We start from the raw sequence: 15,549 nt of genomic DNA, 5'->3' as shown, positions 1-15,549 counted from the left end.
TCCGCAACCGACCAATTCCTAATCCAGGAAGTGCCGAACTGCTGCAGTTCCTCGCATCTGCCCAAAAGTAGTCCGCGCTTCGGATCGCGAAGAAACCGGTGCCGGAGTTTTCTCATCGCCATCCACGGGTTCTGGAGCCAGTTCTTCCCTGCGCGCATGAGTATTGGTTGAAACAGTCCGTCGTCGCCAGTGAACATAGGTCTTGATGCCGAATATCAGGACGACGGCCAAAACGATCGCCATGATAACGACAGATACCTGCACAACTTCGCCGATCCCGAGCTTGCTGACGTCCTTGGTGACGATGGATGCTGCAGAAATCAGATTCATTTCAGGTCCCGCATTCGACTCGTTGCCCGGTCAGTTCTTCTTCTGCCTGCCAGTCTATGAAGCCGATGCGCTGGATAAAGGAAATTGAGCGAATCGATACGAGTTTGTTACCCGACTCCCAGAATTCTGCAGGCGAGGATGCGGGAACTTGATCGGACGCCGACCTGCCGTTATATCTCGCTTTGGCCCGGTTCCAGTTATCACCTATCCGGCCATCGCAAGACGTACGAAGCTTTGCCCATTCAGGGCCCAGGATGCAACCCCGAGCATCTTTGGGAGAGCACTTGTTCTCGAAGATCCGCGGGCTTTCGAACATTCCAACAGAAATTTTTGCGGTGACTGATTGCCAGGTCCAGCTGTTCTCGAACCACTACCCAGAGCATCGCACCTTGGCGAAAGTCGACCCGTGTACCCAAAATACGAGCTTCGGTGCGCCACCTGCATCGGAATCACGACCAGCAAGCGAAGGCGGATTGGCTGGATTATTCACTTACCAAGCCAAATAGCAGTTCGATCCCAGCGCGCTCACAGTGAAGGGTTCTAGAGTTAAAAGTACCTCATGAAGGTGCGAGTGATGACAAAGAAAACCCCGATGCTTCGGCATCGGGGTTTTCTTATTTCTCCGGCACTACTGACAGATCTGTGCCTTTAACACATGCTGGTGTTACGCAGAGCGTGAAGCCTTACTCTGGGCTAAACGATCGCTTCTAGGATCGGCATTCCACCGTCGTAGAAGTTCACCGTTGCCCGGCGAGCTGCGTTGTTGGCCAGCACGTGCGTGATGACCTCGGCGACATTTTCGCGCGAGGTATTCGGCGTCTCGCCCTGGGCTGGCTCGCCACTGAGGTTGCCTTCCTGATCAGCCAAGACCACCTGCTTGCTGGCCGGCTGCAGGGTCAGGACGCCTGGGCCGAGAATCGTGTAGTCCAGCTCGGTCTCGCGCAAGAAGGCATCCGCGTCATGCTTGGCCTTGGCATAGGTGTAGAAGGAATTCTGCGGATCCAGAGTATCCACATCTACCAGCGCGCGGCTATAGGAAACCATCACATAGCGCTTGACTCCTGCCTGCTGCGCGGCTTTCATCGAGCGCACGGCACCCTCGAAATCCACTGCGCGGGTGCGCTGCTCATTGCCGCCACCTGCACCGGCTGAGAAGACCACGGCGCTGGCTCCCTTGAAGACATCTGCCAGCTGGTCAATATCCGAACTTTCAATATCCAGCACTACCGGATTAGCTCCGGCAGCCTCCACTTCTGCGGCGTGCTCGGCATTGCGGATCATTGAATCCACCGCATAACCACGCTCAACAAGCTTTGGGGCGGCCAGCAAGGCTACCTTGCCGTGACCTCCAATAAGGACTACTCGATTTTCTTCAGCCACTTGGGCCTCCTTCTGATCGGTACTCGTATCTCTCACAACAGCCCTGCCTACTGCACTATTCCTCATAGCTCGGCAATCAGCACGAGTCTGGGCGCTCCCTCAATGCCGGTTAACTTTTCCATCGATGAGCGTACGCTCGGGTGCAAAGCAATCGCACCCGATGACAGGACCGGCTCATGAAGCAGAAAACCCTGAACTTGGAACTAAGCAACGACCAGTTCGCTGATCTCACAAACGCCCTGGAAGACCATCGGGAGTACTTCAAGAAACGTGCCAGCGAAGCCCTGCTGGGCTTCGGACTTGATACCGGCTATTGGCAGTCCCGCGCAGCCGAAGTCCAAGAGCTGCTGCAACTGTTGCAAAGCGCTGCCAAGCAAAAGCAGCAATCCTCAGAATAGGGATCACTGATGGCAGAGATCTTCACCGTGGGCCATTCCGATCGCACGATTGGTGAATTCATCGACTTATTGACCCAGCAGGGCATCGAGCATGTCTTGGATGTACGCAAACTTGCCGGATCCAACAAGTATCCGCATTTCAATGCGGACACCCTGGCCCAGTCGCTGGCGCAATCAAGCATCGGATATTCCCACGCCCCTAAGTTGAGCGGTCGCCGGCCGGTGAGCAAGGAGGTGGATTTCGAGGTCAATGCGTGGTGGACCAACCGCAGCTTCCACAATTACGCAGACTACGCGTTGAGCCCGGACTTCTCCGCCTCCCTTGACCAGCTCATCGAGCTCTCCGCCCAAGAACGCACGGCCATCATGTGCGCCGAGGCCGTGTGGTGGCGTTGCCACCGGCGGATCATCGCCGATCATCTCATTGCTCGCGGCCAGAACGTCCTGCATCTAATAGACGCCCATGAACCGAAACCCGCACAGCTCAGCGATGGCGCACAGCTAGATGAACAAGTGACCTATCCGCGCAAGCCATAGCCTTATTTTAGGTCCGCTCCTTTTATGACGGCCATTTCTGGCACTTTTGCATGCCGCAGCCAAATCAATTAGCGAAGACATCTGGGCGTTATTTGCTCCGAAAATCCCCCAGTCAGATGGGGTAACACTCACCAGGGAGAAATTACATAGCGATACTTTCATTCAAAACCGCTAATTCAGTGACCTAGCTAACACAACTCTGGCTTAGCCTAATTCACTCAGATAAGGCTAAGCTAATAATCAGATCACTCAATAGCGCAACCAATGAAGGTTGCAGTTCGAAGAAGGAACACATGTCCTCCATGAAGCTTCGCGCCGCAGCTCTGCTGAGCATCGCCGCACTCTCCCTGACCGCTTGCGGTTCCGCAACCGACACCGTCTCGGAGGCCAAGGCCGGCGACAGCAAGACTGTCACCATCACCGACAACGAGGGCGAGAAGAAGATCGAGGTTCCTGCGAAGTCTGTCGTAGCCACCGACAACCGCACCTTCGAAACCCTGGATGCATGGGGCGTAAAGCTGACCGCAGGCGCTGTCACCCTGATGCCGGACACCATCTCCTACACCAAGGATGAAAAGGTTCTGGACCTGGGCAGCCACAAGGAACCAAACCTGGAATCGGTCGTTACCGTTGACCCGGACCTGATCATCAACGGCCAGCGCTACGCCCAGCACGCCGAGAAGTTCAAGGAACTGGCTCCAGAAGCCACCGTCGTTTCCCTGGATCCACGCGAAGGCGAGCCATTCAACACCGAGCTGGAACGCCAGGTCACCACCCTGGGCGAAATCTTCGGCAAGCAGGCCGAAGCCAAGAAGCTCGTTGAGGACTTCGAAGCCGCTGAAAAGCGCGTCACCGATGCCTACGACAAGGACCAGACCGTCATGGGCCTGATCGCTTCGGGCGGCGAGCTGGGCTACTCCGCTCCAACCACCGGCCGCACCGTTGGCCCGATGTTCGACTTCCTGGGCCTGACCCCGGCACTTGAGCTTGAAGAGTCCTCCACCGACCACGAAGGCGACGATGTTTCGGTAGAAGCCATCGCCAAGTCGAACCCGGACTGGATCATCGTCATGGACCGCGACGCAGCAGTTGCAGCCGATGGCGCCGAGTACCAGCCAGCCAAGGAACTTCTGGAGAACTCCGAAGCCCTGCAGAACGTCACTGCCGCCAAGGAATCCCAGGTCGTAGTGATGCCAGCTGACACCTACACCAACGAAAGCATCCAGACCTACACCGAATTCCTCAACGATTTCGCTGACGCTCTGGAAGCTGCCAAGTAAGCGTCTTGGACCCCTGGCCCCTAGTGGCGAAGCCGAATTCCGGCTTCGCCACTAGAGCTATTTTCCCACCACATATTTCCACGGCGGCATTATGACAAGCATGACCTCCCCGGCCAGAACCAAGAGCAAGGTTCTCACGGGCAAACTCGCACTGGGCATCCTCGGGGTGCTGGCGCTGCTGGCGATCTCCCTGTTCACCGGCGTCTACGACATCTTCGGCAAGGAAGACGGGGCGACGATGTTCGCCGTTACCCGCATTCCGCGCACCATTGCATTGGTGCTGGCGGGCGCGGCGATGGCCATGAGCGGATTGGTCATGCAGCTGCTGACCCAGAACCGCTTCGTGGAACCCACCACCACCGGCACCACCGAATGGGCCGGCTTGGGCCTTTTGACCATGCTGGTGCTCTTCCCCACCGCCTCGCTGCTGGCCAAGATGTCCGTGGCGATCCTCTTCGCCTTCATCGGCACCATGATCTTCTTCCTGTTCCTGCAGCGGGTTTCGCTCAAGGCCTCGCTGACCGTGCCGATCGTGGGCATCATGCTCGGCTCCGTCGTCGGCGCCTTCTCCACCTTCTTCGCCCTGTCCACCGACAAGCTGCAGTCCATGGGCATCTGGCTGGCAGGATCCTTCACCTCGGTGATCCGCGGGCAGTACGAGGTGCTGTGGATCGTGGCCATCGTGGCAGTGGCCATCTACATCGTCGCCGACCGCTTCACCGTAGCCGGGCTGGGCGAGGAAATCGCCACCAACGTCGGGTTGAACTACCGCCAGGTGATGCTGCTGGGCACCGCGCTGATCGCGGTAGCCACCGGCGTGGTCACCGTGGTCATCGGCAACCTGCCGTTCCTCGGGCTGATCGTGCCGAACATCATCTCGATGGTCCGCGGCGACGACCTGCGCAGCAACCTGCCGTGGGTCTGCCTGCTGGGCATCGCGATCACCACGGTCTGCGACCTGATCGGCCGCACCATCATCATGCCGTTCGAAATCCCGGTCTCGCTGATCCTGGGCGTGCTCGGCGCGGTCGTCTTCATCTTCCTGCTACTGAGGCAGCGTAAAGTTGGCTAATCTCATGACTCACCCCGCCTTGGGCACCCATCACGCCGGACGCTCGGCAGGGCCGCTTCCCACCAAGCAGGTCCGCAAGCGCTACTGGATCACCCTGTCCATCATGATCGGGCTGGCCCTGTTCTTCGGCATCGGCCTGCTCGCGTGGGATAACCCCATGCCATTTGGCTCCGACGGCTTCTGGATCATCGCCAAGCTGCGCGCCAGCAACATCCTGACCATGGTGATCGTGGCGGCCTGCCAGTCCATCGCCACGGTCGCCTTCCAGACGGTCACCAACAACCGCATCATCACACCCTCGATCATGGGCTTCGAAGCCCTGTACCGCGTGGTGCAGACCGGTGCGATCTTCGTGCTGGGCGTTGCCGGGGTGACCTTCTTTACCGGGGTCAGCCAGTTCGTCCTGCAGGTGGCGATCATGGTGGGTCTGTCGGTGGCGCTGTACGGCTGGCTGCTGTCCGGCAAGCTGGGCAACATCCAGATCATGCTGCTGGTGGGCATCATCATCGGCACCGGGCTGGGCTCGATCTCGACCTTCATGCAGCGCCTGCTGACCCCGAGTGAATTCAACGTGCTCACCGCACGCCTGTTCGGCTCGATGGCCAACGCCGACATGAGCTACATGCCGGTGGCCATCCCGCTGGTGCTGATCGCCGGCGGCTACCTGGTGCTGTCTTCCAAGAAGATGAACATCCTCGCCCTGGGCAAGGAAACCACCATCAACCTGGGCATCAACCACCGCCGCGAGGTCATGAAGTCCCTGTTCTTCATCTCCATCCTGATGGCCGTGACCACTGCGCTGGTCGGCCCGCTGACCTTCCTCGGCTTCCTCGTGGCCACCTTGGCCTACCAGCTGGCCGACACCTATGACCACCGCTTCATCTACCCGATGTCGTTCCTCATCGGGTTCGTGGTCCTGGCCGGCGCCTACTTCATCATGAAGAACATCTTCTACGCCGATGGCGTGGTGGGCATCATCATCGAAGCCGTCGGCGGCATTACATTCTTGATCTTCATCCTGCGAAAGGGCCGGCTGTGATTACCCTCAAATCCGTCAGCAAGAAGTACAGCGACACGGTCTCCATCGGCCCGGTTACCCTGGAAATCCCCACCGGCGGCATCACCGCGCTGGTGGGACCCAACGGCGCCGGCAAGTCCACCATGCTCACCATGGTCGGCCGCCTGCTGGGCATCGATGAAGGCTCCATCGAGGTCGCCGGCTACGACGTGTCCAAGACCAGCTCGAAGAACCTGGCCAAGATCGTCTCGATCCTGCGACAGGAGAACCACTTCGTCACCCGCCTGACCGTGCGCCAGCTGGTGGGCTTCGGCCGCTACCCGCACTCCAAGGGACGGCTGACCCAGGCCGACGAAGAAATCATCTCGCGCTCCATCGACTTCCTGGATCTTGGCGAGCTGGAAGGCCGCTACCTCGATGAGCTTTCCGGCGGCCAGCGCCAGCGCGCTTATGTGGCAATGGTCCTGGCCCAGGACACCGATACGGTGCTGCTCGATGAGCCGCTGAACAACTTGGACATGAAGCACTCGGTAGTGATGATGCAGCACCTGCAGCGTGCTGCCCGCGAGCTGAACCGCACCATCGTGATCGTGCTGCACGATATCAATTTCGCCGGGCACTACGCTGACTACATCTGCGCCATGAAGCAGGGCAAGGTGGTGCACTTCGGCACCCCGACGCAGATCATGCAGGACGAGATCCTCAGCGAAGTTTTCGAGACCCCAGTCAACGTCGTTCCGGGCCCCAATGGCCCGCTGGCGGTGTACTACTGAGTTCGCGAAATTTCAGTACAGCAAGACCCCATGACCGTCAGTGGTCACGAGGTCTTGCTGTGTCTCGGCAACTTTGATGAGGTTCCTATGCTAAAACTCGAAGAGCCCCTTCAGCAGGAAGTCGAGTCCGTCCATTCCTCGGCCAACAGCGCATAGGCCATGGAATCCATCCATTCCCCGTTGCGGTGCAGGCTGTCCTTGCGGCCGTAGAATTCCTTGCGCATCCCCACGCGCTCCATCAAATTCCACGATGGCTCATTGGCAGCGAAGCATTCGGCAGTAACCCGGCGCAAGCCAAGAGGGCCGAAGCACAGGCCGATGGCAGCACGGATGGCTTCGGTGGCGTAGCCCTTGCCGCCGTAGGCCGGGTCGAAGCTCCAGCCGAGGTTTCCCTCAACGCCTTTGGCACTCTGCTCAACTTCGCTTTGGCCCCAGCCATCCACGATATTCAGCATGACCGTGCCAATCAGCTCGGTCCCCTGGCCGGTATCCAGTTCCACGGCCAGATCCTTCAGCGGATAGTCCTTCGCGAAGAACATGGCGCGGAAATCTTCCAGTGTCCCAGGACCAGCGGTGATCCACTGCGTAACTTCAGCAAGCTGCCGGTAGCGCCAGATTGCTTCCACATCATCCGGCGTCACCCGGCGCAAGCTCAGCCGCTCGGTGCGTACCGGCCAGCTGATCTTCTTCAGCGCATCTTCCATGTTCCAAGCCTATCCGCAGGTATTCGAGATGAGCGCTAGTCGCGACCGCTTTGCTGCACGTCCCCGTCCTCAGGTGATTTCTTTCCGCGCAGCACCGGCGAGCAAATCAGCACTACCAGACCCGCAATGGGGAAAACCAGCAGAGCCAGCCGCAACCCGATGTTCTCTGCAAGGAATCCGACCAGTGGCGGCGCGAGCAAGAAGCCCAAGCGCATGAGCCAGGAAACGATGCTCAGGCCAGTTCCCGGGGATAAGCCCGGCAGCTTGTCGGCTTGCTCCATCACCGCTGGGACCAGAGTTGCCGATCCGAATCCAGCCGCGGCGAAGCCCAGCAAGGTGCCCGGCACACTGGGGAACAGCAAAGCCAGCCCCATGCCAAGCGCTATCAGCGCTCCGCCGAACTGGGCCATGCTGCGTTGGCCAAAGCGATTGACCATCCCATCACCCAGGATTCTGCCAACGAACTGGGCACCAACCAGGGCGATGAACCCGCTGGCTGCCAGCGCCGCTGGTGCCCCGAGCTCGCCCAGATACAGTGTCGACCAGGAATTTCCGGCATCCTCGACCATAACTCCGGCTACAGAAATCAGCACCAGGGCGCTCATCATCAGCAGCATCCGGCCGCGGGATCCTGCTGGGCTCGCGGTCCGGACGGTTCCGGCAGCCGGTGGAGCAACAGGTTCGACGACTGCCTGTTCAGCGGTTCGAGGCAGGCAGAATTTCAATGCGATCAGTGCCACCACTGCAAACAGCGCCATCGATATGCCCAAATGCACCGGCAGCGACAGGTTCAGCTGGATCGCTCCGGCGGCCATCAAGCCGCCAAGCACCGCTCCTACAGACCATAAGGCGTGGAAGGAGTTCAGTATCGAACGCCCATAGCGCCGTTGCACCACCAGTCCGTGCGCGTTCTGCCCGACATCCGTAATCGAGTCCATGGCACCGCCCACAGCGAAGGCCAGCACCACCCAGACCACCTCCGCGGCGCTGCCGGCGGCGAGCAGCGCCGTCCCGGTAGCCATGGTGCCGAAGACGGCGACCCGGGCCGAACCGAAACGGCGGACCAGCGCACCTGCGGCCAACCCGGCAAGGATCGCCCCAATGGGCCACGCGGTAACCAGCAAGCCGTAGCTTGCAGTGTCCAAGCCCAGTTCCCGCTTCAACTCGGGAAGACGCGGCGCCATATTGGCAAAAAGCGCTCCATTGGTGAGGAACAGGGCAGCGACTGCTGCACGGGCGCGGGAGTTTGCACTGGATTCGGTGGCTGTCATGGGGCCTTTCACCGCAGCTGGCTGCGGACTGATCACTGGCGAATGCTGCAATGGCATCCAGCGTCGAGAGTACCAGTGCCGCTGCGGCTGCATGGCGGCACCGTGCCGATAAGCCCGGGAGTTGGATTTCTCCGGATGGTCAGCCCTCCAGCCAGCTCACCTCTCCGGTCTCCAGGTCGTAGACCGCCGGCACCACCCGGGTCCGCTGTTCTTCCACCGCCTTGCGGATGATGGCAGAGCGCTCGAGCAGCTGCTCAACCACGGCGTGGGCATTGGCCTGCACCACCGTGTCCACCGCTTCGCTTCCCGAACCCTCGACTCCTGCTGTGCGGGCTACGGGTGCAATCTGTGCTGCGAAGTCTTCCATCTCGCCAGGCAAGCGCGGATTCCCGGCGTCTTTCTCCATCGCCTTCAGCGTGCCCGTCACCGCGCCGCAGGCGGTGTGCCCGAGGATCACCAGCAGCGGTACCGAATACGGACTGGAGACAGCGAATTCCATGCTGCCCACCAAGGTGTCATCGAGCACGGCACCGGCTGTCCGGGTGACGAACAGGTCTCCGATCCCCTGGTCGAACAGGAGCTCGGGGGTGACGCGGGAATCCACGCAGCCGTGAATCAATGCGAAGGGGCTCTGATGCTCGGCTTGCTCGCTGCGCCGGTCAATTGCCTGGTTGGGGTGCTCCGGCTTGCCGGCGCAATAGCGCTGGTTTCCGGCGCGCAGCACCTGCAGCACTTCGTCGGGGGCCTGCGGCGGTTCGGCCAGATGCGCGCGGTCCGCGTCGGGGGCTTGCGGCGAAGCGCAGGCTGCCAGTCCGGCCAGGGCAAGGAGCCCGGAAGCGCCGGCGAGCAGACCGCGGCGCGAAGGGCCGGTCGAGGTTGCATCGTTGCATTTGGGGGTTGCTGATTCGGGTTGCGGCATCATGCCTTCCTGTGGCGTCTGATGAGCTGAAAAGCCGGATTATCTTTAGCTTGTCAGTAAATAACAACAAGCAGTCTATTGTTATGCATTTGATTCATGAATAGCAGGCGTCATATTTCGGCGGGATTCAATATGCCAGCAACTGGAGGCTGTGATTGACACCACAGCCGTTCTTCGGTTGGATGGAGACTGTCAATCGATTGATTGGCTTCTGAGTCACAGGGTGGTGTCCATGGAACTGGGAAAGGTCCAGCAAGCAGCCGTAGCCTGCTTTGCCCAGCGTGGCTTCGCTGCCACGGGCATCCGCGAACTGGGCAGCGCCGTGGGACTGAACTCGGCCACCCTCTACCACTACGTCGGCGGCAAGGAAGACCTGCTGCTGGGCATCATGAACGACTGCCTGTCCGCCATGATCTCCGGCGCCAAGCAGACGCTGGACGGCAGCACCGATCCGGTGCGCCAGCTCGCCTTGCTCGTTGCCTTCCACGTCGGATTCACCGCCACCAACCCCAGCACCGCACGCGTCACCGAATACGAGATGCGCGCGCTGTCACCCGCCGCCCGCGAGCAGATGCAGGCGCTGCGCGACGCCTACGAACAGCTCTTCGCTGACGCGCTGCAGGCCGGCGAGCGCCAGGGCAGCTTCAACACCGTGGATCTGGGCATCGCCCGCCTGGCCCTGATGGAAATGGGCACCGGCGTCTCGCACTGGTACCGCAAGGACGGGCGGCTTTCGCTGTCCGAGGTGCAGCTGAACTTCATCTCCCTGGCCATGCGCATCCTCGCGGTACCCGACGAATTCCCGCTGCCACCGCAGCAGCTGCCCGTACCCCAGGTAATCGCCAGCGAACCGAGAAGCAAGGACTGACTTCGTGAAGACCCTTTCCTCCCAACTGAACCCCGAGCAGTTCGAACGCAACGCCGCCGACCAGGCGCCGCTGCTGGCCGAACTGCATGAACGGCTGGAACGCGCCGCGCGCGGCGGTTCCGAGAAGTCCCGGCAACGGCATGTGGATCGCGGCAAGCTGCTGCCCCGCGAGCGGGTGGACGCGCTGCTGGATGACGGTTCGCCCTTCCTGGAAATCGCCCCGCTGGCCGCCGAGGACATGTACGACGGCGCGAGCCCCGGTGCCGGAGTAATTGCCGGCATCGGCCTGGTGCATGGGCGGCACGTGCTGGTCATCGCCAATGACGCCACGGTCAAGGGCGGCACCTACTTCCCGATGACAGTCAAGAAGCACCTGCGCGCCCAGGAAATCGCGCTGGAGAACAACCTGCCGTGCATCTACCTGGTGGATTCGGGCGGAGCCTTCCTGCCGATGCAGGACGAGGTGTTCCCGGACCGCGAGCACTTCGGGCGCATCTTCTACAACCAGGCGCAGCTTTCGGCCCGCAAGATCCCGCAGCTGGCAGCGGTGCTCGGTTCCTGCACCGCCGGCGGCGCCTACGTCCCGGCGATGAGCGACGAGACGGTGATCGTGCGCAACCAGGGCACGATCTTCCTCGGCGGCCCGCCGCTGGTGAAGGCTGCCATCGGGGAAATTGTGACCGCCGAGGAACTGGGCGGCGGCGACCTGCATGCCAAGACCTCCGGGGTGGTGGACCACCTGGCCGAGAACGACGAGCACGCGCTGATGATCATCCGCGATATCGTCTCCACCCTGCCGGCCAACCCGGCCCCAGCCTGGTGCATCGAGGAGCAGGTGGCCGAGCCGCTGTACCCGGGCAGCGAACTGGCAGGTGTGGTGCCGGTGGATGTCAACGCCCCCTACGACGTGCACGAGGTCATCGCCCGCATCGTCGATTCCAGCAAGTTCCACGAGTTCAAGGCCGAATACGGCACCACCCTGGTCACCGGCTTCGCGCGCATCCACGGCCACCAGGTGGGCATCATCGCCAATAACGGCGTGCTGTTCTCCGAATCCGCGATGAAGGGCGCGCACTTCATCGAGCTGTGCGACCAGCGCGGCATCCCGCTGCTCTTCTTGCAGAACCTCGCCGGGTTCATGGTGGGCCGCGACTACGAAGCCGACGGCATTGCCAAGCACGGGGCGAAGATGGTCACCGCGGTGGCCACCGCCCGGGTTCCCAAGCTGACCGTGATCATCGGCGGCTCCTTCGGGGCTGGCAACTATTCGATGTGCGGCCGGGCCTATTCCCCTCGCTTCTTGTGGATGTGGCCGGCTGCGCGCATTTCGGTGATGGGCGGCAATCAGGCCTCCTCGGTGCTCTCCACCATCAAGCGCGATGGCATCGAAGCGGCCGGCGGCAGCTGGAGCGCCGAGGAAGAAGAAACGTTCAAGGCGCCAATCCGCGAGCAGTACGAAACCCAGGGCAACCCGTACTATTCCACCGCCAGACTATGGGACGACGGGGTCATCGACCCCGCCGATACCCGCCGGGTACTCGGCCTGGCCCTGGATGTCTGCGCCCGCCAGCCACTGCCGGAGACCCAATTCGGCCTGTTCCGGATGTAGCGCGAGGAAATCATGATGAAGACGAAACTTTTTGATACGGTCCTGATCGCCAACCGCGGGGAAATCGCGGTGCGCATCATCCGCACCCTGCGCCGCCTGGGCATCGAATCCGTCGCCGTGTACTCCGACGCCGATGCCGGAGCCCTGCACGTGGCCGAAGCCGACCGCGCGGTGCGCATCGGCGCGGCACCGGCCAACGAAAGCTACCTGGATATCGACGCGGTGATCTCCGCCTGCAGGCGCACCGGCGCCCAGGCGGTCCACCCGGGCTATGGTTTCCTTTCCGAGAACGTGGACTTCGCTCGGGCCTTGGAAGCTGCCGGCATCACCTTCATCGGCCCGCCGGTGAACTCGATCAACCTGATGGGCGACAAGATCCGCTCCAAGAACCACGTGCTCTCCCACCAGGTGCCGGTGGTTCCCGGCATCGCCGAACCCGGCCTGGACGACGAGCAGCTGCTCGCGGCCGCCGCGGATGTCGACTTCCCGCTGCTGATCAAGCCCTCGGCCGGCGGTGGCGGCAAGGGCATGTTCGCGGTGGAATCTGCCGAACAGCTGCCCGAGGCGCTGGCCAGCGCCCGGCGCACCGCACGCAACGCCTTCGGCGATGACACCCTGTTCCTGGAACGGCTGGTGCGCAATCCGCGCCATATCGAAGTGCAGATCCTGGCCGACGCGCACGGGAACACCGTGCACCTGGGCGAACGCGAATGCTCCTTGCAGCGCCGCCACCAGAAGGTCATCGAGGAAGCCCCGGCCCCGTTGTTGGAGAACCTGGAGCGCGGCGTGCAGATCCGCGAGCGGATGGGCGCCGCCGCGGTGGCCGCCGCGCAATCGGTGGGCTACGTCGGGGCCGGAACCGTCGAGTTCCTGGTCAGCGACCAGAACCCCGACGAGTTCTTCTTCATGGAAATGAATACCCGCCTGCAGGTGGAGCACCCGGTCACCGAGGAAGTCGTGCGGGTCAATGGCGAGAAGCTGGATCTGGTCCAGTGGCAGGTGCGCATCGCGGCCGGCCAGGCGCTGGACTTCACCCAGGACCAGGTGGCGCTGTGCGGCCATGCAATCGAGGCCCGGCTCTACGCCGAGGACCCGTCCTCCGGCTTCCTGCCTTCGGTGGGCACCGTGCTGCGCGTGAGCGAGCCGGGGAATGTCCGCGTGGATTCCTCGCTGCGCGACGGACTGGAGATCAGCGCCCACTACGACCCGATGCTCTCCAAGCTCATCGCCTGGGGCGGGGACCGCACCGAGGCGCTGGCCCGGCTGGATAAGGCCCTGGCCGGCACCGTGGTGCTGGGCGTGCTGACCAACAGCGAATACCTGCGGCTGCTGCTGGCCGACGAGGATGTGGCCGCCGGGCGTCTGGACACCAACCTGATCGAGCGGAAGCTGGACCAGTTCGCCTTCCGCCAGATCAGCGAGCGCGAACTGGCACTGGCAGCTCACCTTGAGGACCAGCGGATTCCTGCGGAGAATACGCCGTGGGGCCTGCGCGATGGCTGGCGGGCCCAGCAGCGCCAGGCCAGCATCCAGCACTTCGACGCCGAGGCGGCCGAGGGCAGGACCGCGCTGCTCAGGGATCCGGATGCGAGCCGGGTGCACGTAGGCGGCGAAGAATTCACGGTGCGCCAGGAACCGGATGGAGCCCTGTCCGTCAACGGCCAGCGCACAGCACTCCAGCACGCCTTCGCCGAAGACGGCACGCTGTGGCTGTGCGAGGACGGGTGGACCGCGGCGGTGCGCAAGCTTTCCCGCGAAGAAGTCCTCGAACGCCAGCTGGCCACCCTCGCCATCGAGTCCGGGGCCTTCTCCCCGCATGTCGAATCCCCCATGCCCGGCACCGTGATCAGCGTGCAGGTTGCCGATGGCGATGAGGTCGCCGCCGGCCAGCTGCTGCTGAGCATCGAGGCGATGAAGATGGAGCACCAGCTGATCTCCCCTGCCGATGGCATCGTTCGGATGACCGGCCTGAAGTCCGGGGATCTGGTCAAGGCCAAGCAGGTCGTGGCCACCGTGGAAGCCACCGGGACAACCAAGCCAACCGAAGCACAGCAGCAGGAGCAGGACGCATGAGCGAGAAAACCCCTACCCGCGTCGAGCAGCGCGGCCTCTACTTCGACGAGCTGCAGCTCGGGGCCACCTACGTGCACAAGCCCGGGCGCACCCTAACCGAGGCGGACAACGTCGCGTTCACGACGATGACCATGAACAACCAGGGCCTGCACCTGGATGCCGCGTGGGCTTCCACCCAGCCCTTCGGCAAGCCGCTGGTCAATTCGCTGCTGATCCTGAGCACCATGATCGGCCAGTCGGTGGGCCAGCTGACCGAAGGCACCATTGTGGGGCAGCTGGGCATCAATGACGTGCGCTTCCCGCACCCGATGTTCCACGGCGATACGCTCTACACCGAAACCGAGATCACCGCACTGCGCGAATCCAAGTCCCGCCCCGGGCAGGGCCTGGCGTCCATGACCCACACCGGCCGCAACCAGAACGGCGACATCGTGGCCACCGCCACCCGAACCTGCCTGATGTGGACCCAGCAGGCGCACCTGGATTCGCTGGAAGCCAAGGGGGAAAGCTCCAATGGCTAGCTTCCTGATGGGTCCTTCCCTGCTGTTCTGCCCGGCCGACCGGCCCGAGCGCTATGCCAAGGCGGCGCAGCGTGCCGATGCGGTCATCATCGATCTGGAAGATGCGGTGGCACCGGCTAAGAAGGAGGCTGCCCGCAGAGCCTTGGTGGAGACCCCGCTGGATCCCGAACGGGTGATTGTGCGCGTGAACCCGGTGGACAGCGAGCACTTCACCAAGGACTTCGAAGCGCTGGAGCAGACCTCCTACCGCACCGTGATGCTGCCCAAGTGCGAGTCCGCGGAGGAACCGTCCGCGCTGGCCGGATACGACGTGCTGGCGCTATGCGAAACTGCCAAGGGCATCACCAATGCCTCGGACATTGCCGGGGCGCAGAATGTCGTCGCGCTGATGTGGGGCGCCGAAGACCTGATCGCCTCGCTCGGCGGCACCTCCTCCCGTGGCGAGGACGGCAGCTACCGCGAGGTGGCGCGGTTCGCGCGATCGCAGGTGCTGCTGCATGCGGCCACCCACGGCAAGGCGGCAATTGATTCCGTGTACCTGGACATCCCCGACCTGGAAGGCCTGGGCGCAGAGTCCCGCGATGCCAAGGCCTCGGGATTCGCGGCAAAGGCCTCGATCCACCCCAACCAGATGCCGGTCATCCGCGGGGCGTTCGCACCGACCGAAGCAGAACGGGAACGCGCACGGCGGATCCTTGAAGCCGCAGAGGCAAATCCGGGAGTTTTCGCTTTCGAGGGGCAGATGGTCGATGAGCCGCTGCTGCGCCAGGCCCGGGCCACCTTGGGCAAATAAGCT

At 62.4% G+C, this 15,549-nt stretch carries 16 protein-coding genes; 11 read left to right on the top strand and 5 right to left on the bottom strand.

The window, feature by feature from the left end:
• Window positions 1-18: 18 nt before the first annotated feature.
• Both AB4Y71_RS01435 and AB4Y71_RS01430 read right to left on the bottom strand, forming a co-directional pair.
• Window positions 19-330 carry a hypothetical protein gene (locus AB4Y71_RS01435; protein ID WP_441717422.1) on the bottom strand — a complete coding sequence of 104 codons (312 nt, stop codon included), beginning with the start codon at window positions 328-330 and terminating at the stop codon, window positions 19-21.
• Between the two features lie 693 nt (window positions 331-1,023).
• Window positions 1,024-1,710, bottom strand: coding sequence for an NAD(P)H-binding protein (locus AB4Y71_RS01430; RefSeq protein WP_441717420.1), 687 nt, complete (start codon window positions 1,708-1,710; stop codon window positions 1,024-1,026).
• A gap of 176 nt (window positions 1,711-1,886) precedes the next feature.
• Here AB4Y71_RS01430 and AB4Y71_RS01425 point away from each other — a divergent pair, with 176 nt between their 5' ends.
• The 6 genes from AB4Y71_RS01425 to AB4Y71_RS01400 all read left to right on the top strand — a co-directional run bounded on the left by AB4Y71_RS01425 (window position 1,887) and on the right by AB4Y71_RS01400 (window position 6,788).
• Window positions 1,887-2,108 (top strand): hypothetical protein, encoded by a 222-nt coding sequence (locus AB4Y71_RS01425; RefSeq protein ID WP_441717418.1) that lies wholly within the window; start codon window positions 1,887-1,889, stop codon window positions 2,106-2,108.
• A 9-nt stretch (window positions 2,109-2,117) separates the two neighbouring features.
• Window positions 2,118-2,645: a DUF488 domain-containing protein gene (locus tag AB4Y71_RS01420; RefSeq protein ID WP_441717417.1), complete on the top strand. Its 528-nt coding sequence runs from the start codon at window positions 2,118-2,120 to the stop codon at window positions 2,643-2,645.
• Between the two features lie 293 nt (window positions 2,646-2,938).
• Complete coding sequence (locus AB4Y71_RS01415) at window positions 2,939-3,925, top strand: siderophore ABC transporter substrate-binding protein (protein WP_441717415.1); 987 nt, start codon at window positions 2,939-2,941, stop codon at window positions 3,923-3,925.
• Between the two features lie 100 nt (window positions 3,926-4,025).
• Window positions 4,026-4,997 carry an ABC transporter permease gene (locus tag AB4Y71_RS01410; RefSeq protein ID WP_441717738.1) on the top strand — a complete coding sequence of 324 codons (972 nt, stop codon included), beginning with the start codon at window positions 4,026-4,028 and terminating at the stop codon, window positions 4,995-4,997.
• 4 nt (window positions 4,998-5,001) lie between these two features.
• Window positions 5,002-6,036, top strand: coding sequence for an iron chelate uptake ABC transporter family permease subunit (locus AB4Y71_RS01405; RefSeq protein ID WP_441717413.1), 1,035 nt, complete (start codon window positions 5,002-5,004; stop codon window positions 6,034-6,036).
• The gene (locus tag AB4Y71_RS01400; protein WP_441717411.1) at window positions 6,033-6,788 is read left to right on the top strand and encodes an iron ABC transporter ATP-binding protein; all 756 of its coding nucleotides are present in this window, start codon (window positions 6,033-6,035) and stop codon (window positions 6,786-6,788) included. Before AB4Y71_RS01405 ends, AB4Y71_RS01400 begins: the two co-directional genes overlap by 4 nt.
• A gap of 110 nt (window positions 6,789-6,898) precedes the next feature.
• Here AB4Y71_RS01400 and AB4Y71_RS01395 read toward each other — a convergent pair whose 3' ends face one another.
• The 3 genes from AB4Y71_RS01395 to AB4Y71_RS01385 all read right to left on the bottom strand — a co-directional run bounded on the left by AB4Y71_RS01395 (window position 6,899) and on the right by AB4Y71_RS01385 (window position 9,685).
• Window positions 6,899-7,492 (bottom strand): GNAT family N-acetyltransferase, encoded by a 594-nt coding sequence (locus AB4Y71_RS01395; protein ID WP_441717409.1) that lies wholly within the window; start codon window positions 7,490-7,492, stop codon window positions 6,899-6,901.
• 35 nt (window positions 7,493-7,527) lie between these two features.
• Window positions 7,528-8,763, bottom strand: coding sequence for an MFS transporter (locus tag AB4Y71_RS01390; protein WP_441717407.1), 1,236 nt, complete (start codon window positions 8,761-8,763; stop codon window positions 7,528-7,530).
• Between the two features lie 139 nt (window positions 8,764-8,902).
• Window positions 8,903-9,685 (bottom strand): carbonic anhydrase, encoded by a 783-nt coding sequence (locus AB4Y71_RS01385; RefSeq protein WP_441717405.1) that lies wholly within the window; start codon window positions 9,683-9,685, stop codon window positions 8,903-8,905.
• Window positions 9,686-9,914: 229 nt separating this feature from the next.
• On the opposite strand from AB4Y71_RS01385, the gene AB4Y71_RS01380 reads away from it, so the two are divergent.
• The 5 genes from AB4Y71_RS01380 to AB4Y71_RS01360 are packed head-to-tail and all read left to right on the top strand — an operon-like array spanning window position 9,915 to window position 15,546.
• On the top strand, window positions 9,915-10,550 hold the full coding sequence (locus tag AB4Y71_RS01380; RefSeq protein ID WP_441687501.1) for a TetR/AcrR family transcriptional regulator: 636 nt from the start codon (window positions 9,915-9,917) through the stop codon (window positions 10,548-10,550).
• Window positions 10,551-10,554: 4 nt separating this feature from the next.
• On the top strand, window positions 10,555-12,159 hold the full coding sequence (locus AB4Y71_RS01375; RefSeq protein WP_441717404.1) for a carboxyl transferase domain-containing protein: 1,605 nt from the start codon (window positions 10,555-10,557) through the stop codon (window positions 12,157-12,159).
• A gap of 12 nt (window positions 12,160-12,171) precedes the next feature.
• Window positions 12,172-14,232 (top strand): ATP-binding protein, encoded by a 2,061-nt coding sequence (locus AB4Y71_RS01370; protein WP_441717402.1) that lies wholly within the window; start codon window positions 12,172-12,174, stop codon window positions 14,230-14,232.
• Window positions 14,229-14,753: a MaoC family dehydratase gene (locus AB4Y71_RS01365; protein ID WP_441717401.1), complete on the top strand. Its 525-nt coding sequence runs from the start codon at window positions 14,229-14,231 to the stop codon at window positions 14,751-14,753. Before AB4Y71_RS01370 ends, AB4Y71_RS01365 begins: the two co-directional genes overlap by 4 nt.
• On the top strand, window positions 14,746-15,546 hold the full coding sequence (locus AB4Y71_RS01360; RefSeq protein WP_441717400.1) for an HpcH/HpaI aldolase/citrate lyase family protein: 801 nt from the start codon (window positions 14,746-14,748) through the stop codon (window positions 15,544-15,546). The genes AB4Y71_RS01365 and AB4Y71_RS01360 overlap by 8 nt, the downstream gene beginning before the upstream one ends.
• The last annotated feature ends 3 nt before the right edge of the window (window positions 15,547-15,549 follow it).

Origin of the sequence: Glutamicibacter sp. MCAF14, from assembly GCF_052114325.1 — a bacterium.
In the GTDB taxonomy this organism is placed as follows: Bacteria; Actinomycetota; Actinomycetes; order Actinomycetales; family Micrococcaceae; genus Glutamicibacter; species Glutamicibacter arilaitensis.
The sequence above is the reverse complement of the archived record's forward strand: the minus strand, read 5'-3'. Positions and strand labels throughout refer to the sequence as shown.